Annotated in this window: 12 protein-coding genes; 11 read left to right on the top strand and 1 reads right to left on the bottom strand. The window is 44.0% G+C overall.

Annotation, left to right across the window (positions count from 1 at the left end; all coding sequences use genetic code 11):
• The first annotated feature begins 17 nt into the window (after positions 1–17).
• From DXB58_RS00265 to DXB58_RS00215, 11 genes are read left to right on the top strand one after another with little or no spacing between them, the layout of a single operon-like run.
• A complete protein-coding gene (locus DXB58_RS00265) occupies positions 18–1,016 on the top strand; it encodes a beta-ketoacyl synthase chain length factor (protein ID WP_122135541.1) in 999 nt (332 codons plus the stop codon).
• The gene (locus DXB58_RS00260) at positions 1,013–1,690 is read left to right on the top strand and encodes a polysaccharide deacetylase family protein (protein WP_122135540.1); all 678 of its coding nucleotides are present in this window, start codon (positions 1,013–1,015) and stop codon (positions 1,688–1,690) included. Before DXB58_RS00265 ends, DXB58_RS00260 begins: the two co-directional genes overlap by 4 nt.
• Before the next feature lie 13 nt (positions 1,691–1,703).
• The gene (locus DXB58_RS00255; protein ID WP_122135539.1) at positions 1,704–2,339 is read left to right on the top strand and encodes an outer membrane lipoprotein carrier protein LolA; all 636 of its coding nucleotides are present in this window, start codon (positions 1,704–1,706) and stop codon (positions 2,337–2,339) included.
• Positions 2,314–2,874: a hypothetical protein gene (locus DXB58_RS00250; RefSeq protein WP_122135538.1), complete on the top strand. Its 561-nt coding sequence runs from the start codon at positions 2,314–2,316 to the stop codon at positions 2,872–2,874. The genes DXB58_RS00255 and DXB58_RS00250 overlap by 26 nt, the downstream gene beginning before the upstream one ends.
• A 3-nt stretch (positions 2,875–2,877) precedes the next feature.
• Positions 2,878–3,312, top strand: coding sequence for a 3-hydroxylacyl-ACP dehydratase (locus DXB58_RS00245; RefSeq protein ID WP_122135537.1), 435 nt, complete (start codon positions 2,878–2,880; stop codon positions 3,310–3,312).
• Positions 3,309–4,499 (top strand): DUF2062 domain-containing protein, encoded by a 1,191-nt coding sequence (locus DXB58_RS00240; protein WP_004324726.1) that lies wholly within the window; start codon positions 3,309–3,311, stop codon positions 4,497–4,499. Before DXB58_RS00245 ends, DXB58_RS00240 begins: the two co-directional genes overlap by 4 nt.
• Positions 4,496–8,353 (top strand): trifunctional MMPL family transporter/lysophospholipid acyltransferase/class I SAM-dependent methyltransferase, encoded by a 3,858-nt coding sequence (locus DXB58_RS00235; protein WP_122135536.1) that lies wholly within the window; start codon positions 4,496–4,498, stop codon positions 8,351–8,353. The genes DXB58_RS00240 and DXB58_RS00235 overlap by 4 nt, the downstream gene beginning before the upstream one ends.
• Position 8,354: 1 nt before the next feature.
• Positions 8,355–9,845 carry an NAD(P)/FAD-dependent oxidoreductase gene (locus DXB58_RS00230; RefSeq protein WP_122135535.1) on the top strand — a complete coding sequence of 497 codons (1,491 nt, stop codon included), beginning with the start codon at positions 8,355–8,357 and terminating at the stop codon, positions 9,843–9,845.
• Entirely contained in the window at positions 9,838–11,535 is a 1,698-nt protein-coding gene (locus tag DXB58_RS00225; protein ID WP_122135534.1) for a C45 family peptidase, read from the top strand. Before DXB58_RS00230 ends, DXB58_RS00225 begins: the two co-directional genes overlap by 8 nt.
• Positions 11,519–12,814 carry a phenylacetate--CoA ligase family protein gene (locus DXB58_RS00220; RefSeq protein ID WP_004324722.1) on the top strand — a complete coding sequence of 432 codons (1,296 nt, stop codon included), beginning with the start codon at positions 11,519–11,521 and terminating at the stop codon, positions 12,812–12,814. The genes DXB58_RS00225 and DXB58_RS00220 overlap by 17 nt, the downstream gene beginning before the upstream one ends.
• 56 nt (positions 12,815–12,870) lie before the next feature.
• On the top strand, positions 12,871–13,440 hold the full coding sequence (locus DXB58_RS00215; RefSeq protein ID WP_122135533.1) for a hypothetical protein: 570 nt from the start codon (positions 12,871–12,873) through the stop codon (positions 13,438–13,440).
• A gap of 339 nt (positions 13,441–13,779) precedes the next feature.
• Here the strand turns inward: DXB58_RS00215 and DXB58_RS00210 are convergent, their stop codons facing one another.
• The gene (locus tag DXB58_RS00210; RefSeq protein ID WP_122135532.1) at positions 13,780–14,640 is read right to left on the bottom strand and encodes a phosphodiester glycosidase family protein; all 861 of its coding nucleotides are present in this window, start codon (positions 14,638–14,640) and stop codon (positions 13,780–13,782) included.
• Positions 14,641–14,644 lie beyond the last annotated feature (4 nt).

The following is a 14,644-nucleotide window of genomic DNA, read 5'->3' as shown; positions in this document are numbered from 1 at the left end:
TTTAAGTATTTAAGCCTATGCAGCCAGTTTATATTCAACGCATCGCTTCCATTCATCCGCCAAAGGATCATTCACCAGAAAATAATCGCCCTTATCTTCAGGCTTCCGAACCCGATTATAAGGATATTATCACCAATGCGACCTTGCGCAGACGCATGAGCCGTATCGTAAAAATGGGGGTGGCCTGCGGATTGGAATGTATGAGTGAACTATCTCCTGAAAAGATACAAGGAATCATCACAGCAACAGGATTGGGCTGCCTGACAGATACGGAAAAATTCCTGAACAACCTATTGGATAATGAAGAGCGGATGCTGAATCCTACTCCTTTCATCCAGTCGACATTCAATACAATCGGTGCACAAATAGCTCTGATTCATCAAATACATGCCTACAACATGACTTATGTCCACCGTGGACTTAGTTTTGAAAGTGCTTTATTGGACGCTATGATGAAAATAGAAGAAGGAAGCGAGAATATACTTGTGGGAGCCATCGATGAAATGACAGAAACCAGTTACACGATTCAGCAACGGCTGGGAATGCTGAAAGGGATAGCAGCCGGAGAAGGTGCTCAATTCTTTCTGTTAAGTCGGGAAGCCGGAGAGCATCCGTTGGCTGAAATACAGGGAGTCGAAACTTTCATCGGGAAACAGACAACAGAAGAAATCAGCTCCCGAATCATCCGTTTTTTGCAACGAAATGGTTTAGAATGTCAGGATATTCAGTGGTTGGTTACCGGGAAAAACAAGAAGCAACACAATCAAGATGACTCTCACGAGCAAACTGTCGACAATGGCAACTCTATTTATGAAGAGCTTGAAACAAACCTTTTCCCGGAAAGTGTTCATCTTAGTTTTAAGAATGAATGTGGTGAATATCCTACCGCAACATCGTATGCGGTATGGAAAGCAGTGAACGAATCGGCCAACTGCACTACCTCGACCCATATATTGATTTACAATCATCACCACTCCATCAATCATTCATTGATTCTAATCCGGAAAAGCGTATGATAATCGTTTGCCTCCTTCTTTGCTTGCTCTTGCTCCTGTCTTTTCTCGTTTATGCCTCTTATAGCATTCAATCGGGAATTTACCTCCGGTCATTTTGCAAAAAGCATACTGCGGAAAAGATTATCGCCCTGACTTTTGATGACGGCCCCGACTCCCTACAGACTCCCAAAGTTCTGCAGGTACTAAAAGAATATCAGGTAACCGCCTGTTTCTTCTGTATTGGTCATAAGGTAAAAGGGAATGAAGCAATCTTGCAAAAAATGGTGGCAGAAGGTCATCTGATTGGAAATCATTCGCATACCCATTCCGGTTTATTCCCGCTATACGGGCTCTCCAAGATGAAAAAAGACTTGCAAACTTGTCAGTGTGAACTAGAACGAGTAACTTCGCAGCCGGTTAGTTTGTTTCGTCCGCCGTTTGGTGTCACTAATCCAACGATTGCGAAAGCCGTTCGACAGTTAGGATATACCTCTATAGGATGGAGCATCCGTACACTGGATACACAACAAGCACCGGATAAAATCCTAGCCAAGATTCGGAAACGTCTTGAACCGGGAGCCATCATTCTGTTACACGACCGGATGCCAGACAGCGACCAGCTAGTGAAACAAATCTTGGATTTGCTGAAAGAACAAGGATATACCGTTGTCCGTCCGGACAAACTATTGGCATAAAATAAAAAAAGGTATGAGAACTTTATTAATATATTTATCGCTTTTCTTCTTGTCTATAGCCTCTATCCATGCCCAGGGCATGAAAAAGATGGCGCAAAAGACAGAGTTTGAAAGCCGCCTGGCAAAGGAGGCGCAAACCGTAGAGTCCATCGAAAGCGATTTCACCCAAGTGAAATATCTCGATGTATTCGATGAGAAAGTTACTTCCAAAGGGAAGTTCTACTACCAGAAGACCCATAAAATCTGCATGGAATATTTCCGCCCGATGGATTATCTCATCGTGATAAACGGCAGTAAGCTCAAAATCGTTTCGGATGGCAAGAAAAGTATCATGAACCTTAGTTCGAACAAAATGATGGCACAGATGCAGGATATGCTGACCGCGTGTATGATAGGCGACCTGTCTAAAATGTCGTCCAACTACCTGCTGGAGTATTTTGAAGACGCACGATACTATCTGGTTAAAATAAAACCGACCAACAAAGCGGTACAAGCCTATATTGCCGGTATAGAAATCTATCTGGACAAGAAAGATATGTCGGTACACAAACTCCGTCTGTCCGAAACAGCCACAAACTATACAGAATACGAATTCTATAATAAAAAGTTCAACTCCCTGAAGAATGAGACGAAGTTTGCGATTCGTTAGTCTGACGGTTCTACTATTCTTATGGATACAGATCCAGACTTCCTGCTCTCCACGGATGAGCGGGGAAGGAAGTACCGTGCCCCCCGCTATCGAACTAACACAAGGAGAAAGCTCGCAAAAATACAATATCCAACTGGATTTCATGAAACATCACATGAGCGGTATGCTAATAGTACGCCGTATGCCTGATAACGAAATCCGAATCGTAGCGTCTACCTACTTCGGACTAAGCCTTTTCGATTTTTCTCTTCGCAACGATCAGTTTACTGTCAACAGTTGCATTGAACCCATGAAAAAGGAAAAGGTGCTGAAACTTCTGGAGATGGATTTCAGACGTCTGTTCTTAAGTGGGAAAGATATTCATGTGAAAGCGACCAAAGACAGTGCTACTGAAAAAAGAACCAGTGGAAAAGGCTTTGGAAAGTCAGTGGTCTACATCACTGGCAATACTCCGGGCGATCCCGCACAAATAAAAATCAAACATCCGTGGATTCGGTTAACGATCCGTCTGGATAAACTATCTAAAGAGATTTAATATATGCTACTTGATAACTTCTATACCATCCTTTCCTCCGAATCATCGGACTCAACGATCTGGACTATCCAGATAAAGTTGAATCCCGGGCATCCTGTTTATCAGGGACATTTCCCCGGACATCCGGTAGTTCCGGGAGTTTGCCTGTTACAACTTATCAAGGAATGTGTAGAAGACATTCGCCAGCAAAAATTGCAAGTAACACAAGTGTCTTCCTGCAAGTTTCTTTCGGCTATCAATCCGATAGAAACACCGCACATTTCGGTGGCACTGACTTTTAAAGAGACAGAAGAAGGTACACTTCAGTTGCAAGCGGAAGGGAGTGTAAAAAAGGATGCTGTAAAAAAGAGTACTGTGAAAGAGAGCACTGTAGAGGAAAATACCGTAAAGGACGAATGTTTCATTAAATTAAAAGCTGCACTTACCCCGACAGTATGAAGGAACAAATAAGTACAGCCTATTGGCACGAGAAGTTGAAACAATTAGGGATCATCGTTATCATCCCAAGTTACAACAATGGAAAGACACTGGCGGACGTCATAGAAAGTGTACGTTTCTACGCCCCCGATATCCTTGTTGTCAACGACGGTTCTACAGATGAAACTGCCGGAATACTTAGCCGAGAATCTAACTTACATACCATCACCCACCCTGCCAATCAAGGAAAAGGAGTAGCTTTGAGACATGGACTATCCTTTGCCAAAAAGCAAGGATTTCGGTATGCAATCACCATTGATTCCGACGGACAGCATTTCGCTTCGGATATTCCCGCATTGATCGAAGCCATAGAAAAAGAACCGGACACATTATTGGTAGGTGCCCGTAACCTCGCCTCGGACAATATGCCGGGAAAGAATACATTTGCCAATAAGTTTTCCAACTTCTGGTTTACCCTCGAAACTGGTATTAAACTGCAAGATACACAATCCGGCTACCGCCTGTACCCCATCCAACGAATGAATGTGGACAAGTGGTATTACACCGCCAAATACGAATTTGAGTTGGAAGCACTTGTCTTTGCAGCCTGGGGAGGCATTACCGTTAAAAACATTCCGGTACATGTTTATTATCCGCCACAGGAAGAGCGGGTTTCTCATTTCCGACCGTTCCGTGATTTCACCCGTATCAGTATCCTGAATACAGTACTGGTGCTCGTCACTTTCCTTTGGATCATCCCCCGAAACTTCTTCCGTAAACTGACCTGGAAGAACTGCAAGCAGTTTTTCTCGGATCATGTCACCCACTCCCCCGAATCTAATCTGCGGATCACGGCTGCCATCACACTCGGCGTATTCATGGGTATCGTTCCGGTATGGGGATATCAAATGCTAATCACGTTATTTCTGGCACATTTGTTCAGACTGAATAAAGTCATAGCTATTGTAGCAGCCAATATCAGTATCCCTCCGATGATTCCATTTTTGCTGTACGGCAGTTACGTAACCGGTTGCAAAGTGCTGGGAGATCCTGTCAATCTGCATTTAAACGAACTTTCTTTTGAAAATGTAAAATCAGTCATAGAGCAATATTTAATAGGAAGTGTTATCTTTGCAGTCGTATGCAGCATACTGGCAGGAACCATCGCGTTCATTCTGCTCACGGCGTGTAGGAAAAAAAAGATATGACCCAGTTTTTTATCGGACTATATGATTATTTCGAGAGGCACAAGATTCTGTTCTATTTGTCACTCATCAGTTGTGTCCTATTAATGGGATTCTTTGCCCTGCAAGTAAGGTTCGAAGAGAACATCACACAATTTTTCCCCGACACTAAAGATTCCCAGAACACAATCAAAGTATTCGACAATCTCAAGATTAAGGATAAGATTATCATTATGTTATCCTCGGCAGATACCTGCCACCGCGTAGAACCCGACTCCCTGATAGAAGCAGCCGGACAACTGCAACAAACCCTGACTGAAAAAGCCGGAGGAAAACTGATTAAAGGAATTTTCGCACAGGTAGACCAAAGCCTCATCCAAGGAGCCACAGACTTCGTTTATGAACATCTTCCGCTTTTCCTGACCGATACGGACTATCAACGCTTCGATTCCTTACTGACGGATAAAGGGATACAGGCTGTCATGCAGAAGAATTATACCAACCTCCTCTCTCCTGCCGGAATTGCATTAAGAAGTTATATTCTCCGGGACCCGCTCGGACTGGGAAGCGAACCCCTGAAACATTTGCAAGATTTCCAGTTGGAAGCCAACTACGAGATTTATGACGAACATATCTTCTCCAAAGACGGCTCCACCTTACTTATGTTCATTACCCCAGTATTCAGTACAGGCAGCACCGGAAAGAACGACGAACTAATAAAGATACTCGAAGAAGAGCTCAAGCACGTACAGGGAGAATCTTCTACCATTCGAGCTGAATATTTCGGCGGTCCCTCCGTGGGAGTCTACAACGCCCGTCAGATTAAGAAAGATACCATCCTGACCTCCTCCCTGGCACTGCTTATCATCATTGTATTTATCTCACTCGTTTTTAAACGAAAGAGATCGATACCGTTGATTATTACTCCGGTACTGTTCGGAGGATTATTTGCCCTGTTTCTCATTTTCTTTATTAAAGGAAGTATCTCCGCCATTGCAGTGGGAGCCGGTTCGGCAGTGATGGGTATTGCACTAAGCTACTCCATTCACATGCTGGCACATCAGAACCATGTTTCCACCGTGCAACAACTTATTAAAGAGATAGCCTATCCGCTTACGGTAGGTAGTTTCACCACCATCGGCGCATTTCTGGGATTGATATTCACCAGTTCCGATCTGTTACGCGACTTCGGTTTGTTTGCCTCTCTGGCATTGGTGGGCACCACCCTCTTCTGTCTCATTTACCTGCCTCATTTTCTGAAAGGACAGGCAGATGTTAAACAGGGACGCATACTACGCATCATCGAGAAAATAAACGCTTATTCTTACGAAAAGAATAAATGGCTGGTAGGCGGCATCCTCCTCATTACAGTGATCTGTTTGTTTACTTCGCAAAAGGTAGGCTTCAACAACGATATGATGAGTCTCAACTATGAGCCCCGCCATCTCCAACAATCGGAAGAAAAATTACTGCAACTCTTCGACAACGACGAAAAGACCGTGCTTTTTGTCAGTGTGGGCAAAGACATGAATCAGGCTACCGAAACTTATGCAATGACCAATCAGAAGTTATCGGCACTGAAAGAGCAGGGACTCATCAAAGAGTATGCCTCTGCCTCGCAGTTTCTGATCTCTCCGCAAGAGCAGCAGAAACGCCTGAAGAAATGGAAAGATTACTGGACGGATGAAAAGCAGCAACAAGTCCGTGAACAGCTGGAAACAGCTGCTGCCGAATATCGTTTCCGTCCGGGAAGTTTCGAACCTTTTTATCAATGGATGAACCAACCTTTCGGTGAATATCATTACGCCGCACAAGGAGACGATTTATCCGGCAAGCTATTAAATGAATGGCAAACCTCTGCCGATTCCATCACCATGCTTATCAGCCAGATACGGATCAGCGAACCGAATAAGGAAGCTGTGTACCAGAACTTTAATAAAGACCCGAATGTAGTCATCTTCGACCGTTCCTACTTTGCCAACAAATGGGTATCGGCCATCAATGACGACTTTTACCTGATTCTATACATCTCTTCTTTCCTGATATTCTTTGCACTATGGTTCTCCTACGGACGTATCGAGCTTACCTTGATGAGTTTTCTCCCGATGCTAATCAGCTGGGTAATCATCTTGGGATTAATGGGAATTCTGGGAATTGAGTTTAATATTATCAACATCATCCTGTCCACCTTTATCTTTGGCATTGGAGATGACTTCAGTATCTTCATTATGGACGGGCTACAAAACAAATACCGTACAGGTCAGAAGGTGTTGAATTCCCATAAAACAGCCATCTTCTTCTCCGCCTTCACCACAGTGGTCGGTATGGGAGCACTTGTGTTTGCCAAACACCCGGCTTTGCAATCCATTTCCCTGATTTCCATTCTGGGTATGATAGCAGTGGTACTGGTGGCCTATACCATTCAGCCACTCATTTTCCGGTTCTTCATCGCAGGCCCCGCTTCCAAAGGATTGCCGCCTTATACGCTTATCGGATTGATACGTACCGTATTGCTCTTCCTGCTTTTCTTTATCGGCTGCATCGTCCTCCGTATATTGATTATTCTGCTTTATCCGGTGCCTGTGCGCAAAAGCAGCAAGCAGCGTTTGGTGTGCCGCCTGATACAAATCACCTGCAAAGGAATTTTGCTACTGGCCATCGCCGTCAAAAAAGAGCATATCAACAAAGCCAACGAACGCTTCCGCCATCCGGCAATTATCATTGCCAACCACCAGTCGTTCATCGACATTCTGGTATTGCTGTCTCTTTCATCTAAAATCCTGATGGTAACCAACCATTGGGTATGGCACTCTCCTTTCTTCGGAGCCATCATTCGTTATGTCGACTTCTATTATATAGGCGAAGGATACGAGCAATATATGGAACGGATGCGGAAAAAAGTGAAGGAGGGCTACTCCATCGCCATTTTCCCGGAAGGCACACGTACCTATAACGGAAAGATGAAACGTTTCCACAAAGGAGCATTCTATCTGGCAGAAGCATTGAAACTGGATATTCTCCCGATCCTGCTTTACGGTAATAACAAAATCATTGCCAAAGCACAACCTTTCAATATCCGGAAAGGAATCATCTATACGGAAATACTTCCCCGTATACCATTAGACGATCTGTCTTTCGGAAGTACTTATCAGGAGCGTACCAAACGCATATCCGCTTACATGAAAGAGGTTTATGCCCGTATCTGCCGTGAACAGAACACGACGGACAATCCTGCGTTCTACGAAGCTCTTATCCAGAACTACATCTATAAAGGTCCCGTCGTGGAATGGTATATCCGTATCAAAGTAAAGATGGAAAAGAATTACCGATTATTCAACCAATTGATTCCCGTCCAGGGGCAAATCACAGACATCGGCTGCGGCTTCGGCCCGTTATGCTATATGCTGTCTCTGCTTTCCGAGGACCGGGAAATCCTGGGTATTGATTACGATGAAGACAAGATAGCGCTGGCGCAGCACGGATGGTTACGTAACGAGCATCTCCAGTTCAAGCATGGCAATGCATTGGAATATCCCCTGCCGGAAAGTGATGTCTTTATCCTGAACGACATGCTTCACTATATGAGCTACGAACATCAACAAACCCTATTGTTGAAATGTGCCGGTCGCTTACGTTCACAAGGAATGATTATCATACGCGACGGAAATTCAGCCAACGCTTCCAAGCACCGGTTAACCCGGTTCACGGAATTACTATCCACCCGTATTTTCAACTTCAACCGGACGACCGGAGAGCTGTATTTCACCACTGAAACCCAATTACGGGAAATAGCAGTCGCCTGTGGAATGGCTGTCGAAATCATTCCTAATGACAAATATACATCAAACACCATTTACATATTTAGAAAACCGAACTAGTATGAGCAAATATGATATCATCATTATCGGCAGCGGCCTTGGCGGACTGGAATGCGGAGCGATTCTTAGCAAAGAGGGATTCAACGTATGCGTAGTAGAAAAAAATGCGCAATTCGGCGGATGCTTCCAGACTTACCAACGAAAAGGGCATCTGTTGGATACGGGCATTCATTATGTAGGAAGCCTGGATGAGGGTCAAGTGATGAACCAGTATTTCCGCTATTTCGGCATCATGGACAAGCTGAAAATAAAACGCTTGGACGATGCTGCTTTTGATACGATCTACTATAAAGGAAAAACATACGATTATGCAATGGGGTACCCGCAGTTTATTGAAACCATCTGCCGTTCCTTCCCGCATGAGAAAGAAAACTTGAAATGCTATGCCGAACAGCTTCAGGCTGTCGGAAACCTGATTAGCGTAGACCACCTGAAACAAGGCACACTCGCTTTGGAGGGTATGAAATACTTTTGTACCTCTGCCGCCCATCTGATTGCGGATATCACTCCGGACCCCGCCTTACGAAATGTACTGGCAGGTTCAGCTTTACTCTACGGAGGTTTGAAAGATGTCTCCACTTTCTACCAGCATGCCATGATTAACCACTCTTATATTGAAGGGGCCTACCGTTTTGTAGACGGAAGTATGCAAGTCAGTCTGGAGCTTATCAATGTAATCCGGGCAAATGGAGGGACCGTGCTCAATAACAGTGAAGCCACCCGCATCATCGTTGAAAACGAAAAGATACAAGGGGTTATCATCAACGGAGAAGAGCGACTGGAAAGCGACTTCGTCATCTCCAATATGCATCCCCAACGGACATTGGAGATACTGGATAAAAACCGTAGCATCAAGAATGCCTATATTTCCCGCATCCGTTCGCTGGAAAATACCTACGGCATCTTTACGCTCTACCTGGTAATGAAGAAAAAAAGCACTCCCTATCAGAACCGCAACCTGTATCTGCATGCGAACAATAAAGTGTGGTATGATAAACTGCTCTATCCGGGACGGACTACCAACTGTATGATTTCCATGCAAGCGTCTTCCGAGGACAGTCAATATGCCAGTGTCATTTCCATCCTGACACCGATGTATATAGATGAACTGTCTGCCTGGAAGGACACGACTCCCGAACATCGGGGAGAAGACTACCAATCCTTCAAAAAGGAGAAAGCAGAGCAGATTCTCCGCTTCATCCGAGGACATGGCATTAACCTTTCAGAAAACATAGAAGAGATGTATACCACTACTCCATTAAGCTATCGCGACTATACAGGAACAGTGGATGGTTCCGCGTATGGGATTATCAAAGATTATAAATGTCCGCAAATTGGTTTCGTATCTACAAGAAGCCGCTTGGGAAATCTCTTTCTCACCGGGCAAAACCTGAATGTGCATGGTGCATTAGGGGTAACACTAACTGCCATGCTGACTTGTGCGGAGTTTGTAGGACAAGAATATCTGGCTAAAAAAGTAGGAAATGCATAGAATAGTCAAAAAGACACTCCAATACACGGGCTTCCTTTTCCTGTCGCTCATTGTTCTATTGATAGCCGGAATCAGCTATCTCTACTTTTCTGCGGATATGCAAACGCCCAAACATGAGCAAAGCATGACCACAGACAAAGTGATTGATATAGACAGTCTCCACCTCCGGTATTATGGAGATAACTTTCTCCGGCACAGCGACAGCGGCTTATGGGAATTGTTTGTGAAAGGGGATGCTTTCCGGAGAGGAGAAGCTATCGGGAAACTGTCTTCCGACCTGCTCCACTATCAAGAAAAAGTGTTCGTGGATCAGATTCGTGAAATTGTTCCTTCAGACAGTTATCTGAAATTCCTCCGGTTCTTCATTGTATTATTCAACCGTAATCTGGGTGAGAACGTTCTCGAAGAATACCGCGACGAGATCTACGGAATCTCGCTATCATGTACACATGAGTACGACTTCATCGGCACTCCTTACGAACGCCAGTTGAATTACCATTCGGCGCACGACCTGGGACACGCCATGCAGGATTATATGTTAGTGGGATGCAGTTCGTTCGCCACTTGGGGAACACAAAGTGCAGATTCATCCCTGCTGATTGGACGTAACTTCGATTTCTACGTTGGAGATGCCTTCGCAGAGAACAAGCAGGTGGCTTTTTATGTACCGGAGCAAGGATACAGGTTTGCTTCCGTGGGATGGCCGGGTATGATAGGAGTGTTATCCGGCATGAACGAGACAGGACTTACCGTGACAATTAATGCTGCCAAATCTGCTGTCCCGACAGGTTCCGCTACCCCCATTTCCATCCTGACCAGAGAGATTCTGCAATATGCAGCCACTATTGATGAAGCCTTTGCCATCGCCCAAAAACGGGAAACATTCGTCTCCGAATCCATATTGATAGGTTCTGCCAAAGACGGCAAGGCCGCGATTATCGAGAAATCTCCGGAGAAAACAGTGCTTTTCACCGGAAAAGAAGCTAATCGGCTCATCTGCACCAACCATTACCAATCGGAAGAATTCAGCAAGGACGAACGAAACATGGAAAATATCCGCACTTCCGACAGCCCATACCGTTTTGCACGATTAACGGAACTCATTAATGAGGATCTTCCGATAGATGTCTCCAAAGCCGCCTCTATCCTGCGTGACCACAAAGGCTTGCAAAACACAGACCTGGGACTGGCTAACGAAATGGCCATCAATCAGTTTATTGCCCATCATTCCGTCATCTTCCAGCCGGAAAAACGGCTGATGTGGGTATCTACCTCTCCCTGGCAATGTGGGAAATACATAGCCTATGACCTGAATAAGATATTCAAGGACACGATTGATTGGCAACACGAAATATACAGTTCCGCTCTGACCATTCCGGAAGATAAATTCATCGACACACCGGAGTTCCAGCATCTTCTCACTTATAAGAAACTGACTCCGCTTTTATTGAAGAAAATCAGAAAAAAGGAAAAGATAGAGGAATCTGTTTTAAAAACATACCAAGCCTCCAATCCTTCCCTATACTATGTATATGAAGTAATAGGAGATTACTACGAGACCATGCAGCAACCTCAACAAGCTATTGCATACTGGCAACAGGCATTGAAGAGACCTATTCCCAAGTTGCAAGAGAAAGAACGTATCCAACAGAAAATTCAAAAACAATCCAAAGATGGAAAAGAATCCTGAAATTCAGTTCCGCTCACCGGAAGATATCAAAAGCTATCAGGAAGAACAGTTAGCCAAAGCGTTAGCCTACCTGCAAGCACATTCCAAGTTCTATCAACAGATGTTTGCCGAACATCACATTGATATCAATCAAATAAAGACGATTGAAGACTTGCAACAGATCCCCGTCACTACCAAGACGGACTTGCAACTCCATAACGATGATTTCATCTGCGTAGACAAAGAGGAAATTATCGACTATGTGACGACTTCGGGCACATTGGGAGATCCGGTCACTTTCGTTCTCACCTCTGAAGACCTGGACCGTCTCTCTTACAACGAATACCTATCTTTCACCACCACCGGATGCACCAAGCAGGATATTCTTCAATTGATGACTACCATCGACCGCCGTTTCATGGCAGGCCTGGCTTATTATATGGGAGCCCGCGAACTGGGCATGGGAGTGATCCGTGTAGGCAACGGCATCCCGGAACTGCAATGGGACACGATTCGACGGATACATCCGACTTGTGGAATGGTGGTCCCCTCTTTCCTTATCAAACTGATAGAGTTTGCCGAAAAGAATCATATCGACCATAATACCTGTTCCATGCAGAAGTGTATCTGTATCGGAGAAGCATTGCGCAATCAGGAATTCCAGTTGAATACGCTCGGACAGAAAATACACGATAAATGGCCTGCCTTGCAGTTGTATTCCACTTATGCCTCCACCGAAATGCAGTCGTCCTTTACCGAGTGTAATGAATTCCACGGAGGACATTTGCAACCGGAACTTATCATTGTAGAGTTTCTGGATGATAACAATCGTCCCGTGGAAGAGGGAGAAGCAGGGGAAGTAACGATCACGACGCTCGGAGTCAAAGGGATGCCGTTGCTCCGTTTCAAAACAGGCGATATTTGCTACCACCACACCGAGCCCTGTGGTTGCGGGAGAAATACCATCCGCCTAAGCTCCATCCTCGGCCGGAAAGGACAAATGATTAAATACAAAGGAACAACGTTATATCCGCCTGCATTATTCGACATTCTGGATAATATACCTTCGGTAAAAAACTATATTATTGAAGTTTATACCAATGAATTGGGAACGGATGAGATTCTGATTCGTATCGGAAGCGAGAACCGTAGCGAAGCCTTTGCCAAAGAGATTAAAGATCTGTTCCGTTCGAAAGTCAGAGTGGCGCCAAGCATCAATTTTGAATCGGCAGAGTACATTGCCAAGATACAAATGCCTCCGATGAGTCGAAAAACGATAAAATTCATTGATTTACGATAATTATTTTCTACTTTTGGAAGTTAGTAACCAACTATATCACTTTAACATTAACGTATATGAAAAAACTTATTCTATTCTTATTCTTGAGCACGAGCCTGTTCTGTTTCGGACAAGGCAAGAGTGCATTGAAAGACATTCAGTCTATTAAGTTCTATGGGGTAGACTACTCCCTAGTAAAAGTTTTCGGTGCAGATGAATCACCGGCACAATTCAAAGATGCTTTCAGACGTATCAATGAACTGTTCATCACAGAAGCTAAGAAGTATAACGTAGGAAAACAATTGAAAAAAGAAGTGACAGAGATTTCACTGGATGCCGTTAATCAGGTGAACGAAAACATCGACCTGGCCGAACTAATGACTGCTAAAAGAGAATATACTCTTAGTAAAGAGCAAATCAAAGCAGCCATCAACGCATTGCCTATCCAGAAAACACCCGGAGTAGGTATGGTGTTTATCGCACAGTTCCTGGACAAATCAAACAATAGAGGTACGTATGAAGTCGTATTCTTCAATACCGAAACAAAGGAAATCATTGAAGAATGGATTACCGACGGCAAGGCACGTGGTTTCGGATTGCGCAACTATTGGGCAGGCTCTATCTATAGCGCACTCAAGAAACTATAAACAATAAAAATACAAGTATGAGGTTACATGGAGTAGGTATTAGATTCGGATTTGAATTCTAAGTCTGTTTGCAATACAGATAAATTTCCTACCCTACTATTGCTTTTCACTAATTAATTTTGTATCTTTAGTAATTTTCATCCTTTTGGAGATAGCTAGTCACCTTATAGAATGATAAATGTCACCCTATAAGGTGACATTCGTCTTTTTACAAAGTGCCCATTGTCCCGTTACAACGGGACGACTACCCGACTGCATAAAAAGTCACTAGTTTCTACACTGAAAAGTCTTAATCTATGCACTGAAAGATCTTAAATACAATGAAGAATAATGGAAACGTTATTGATGCGTTATATAAAGAATATTAGGAACTTTCCGTTCTCCGGCATGGTCAAACCGCCCATTGTCACAAGGATAATTAACGACTCCATTATCCGATGCACCGGACAACCAAAGAGTAGTAGATCCACCTCCATCCAAATTTAATGCATCCTCACCCCCTAAAACACGAATCAGATGTGCCAATTCCGGGATATTCACTCCTCCTGCTTGTTCAGGAAAACGCCCGTCTACCGTTATCAACAGTATTTTTCCATCCTTAGTAGTAGCAACAGCACTACGAGGGTGCTTCGTCCGGATAAAATTCGGTTCACACGAGTTCCAATCACAAACCTGTCCGTCTTTCAACATTAACGGACCGGAAGCTAGTATGGTACCTGCTTTGCCTTTATAATTCTTTTCTATCTGTTTGTTCCAAGGAATTAATTTCATTTCCCCTTTGCGCACACTAATGGCTCCTGTGACACGCTGTTTAAACTCACTCTGCAGCGTTGTATCAACAACTTGGCGATCCGTCTTCAAGAAACAGACCGAGTTTCCCCGTTTCATGTCAAAATAGGAGCCATTAATGGCTGCAATGGCGTTATGTTCAGAAGCAATCTTACTTGTTTCTTTCATTTTATCCGAGACGGCAACACCGACTTTCAAACCTGCAAGAGGATCAATTTCTATCAGGCTGATAGATTGGGGACCTTGATATAATTGAGGGATAGAAGCATACTTATATACAATTCCTTTTTGAGGATTGTCTATCTTCCAACAAGCAGATACAATAGCCAATGAATCCGCTGCTGTCTGCCCTTTTACTATTCCAATGGAGCATACAGCCAGGATAACGACGATTAACAAGTTTCTCTTCATAAAC

Origin of the sequence: Bacteroides sp. OM05-10AA, from assembly GCF_003439055.1 — a bacterium.
GTDB classification, from domain to species: domain Bacteria; phylum Bacteroidota; class Bacteroidia; order Bacteroidales; family Bacteroidaceae; genus Bacteroides; species Bacteroides intestinigallinarum.
The sequence above is the reverse complement of the archived record's forward strand: the minus strand, read 5'-3'. Positions and strand labels throughout refer to the sequence as shown.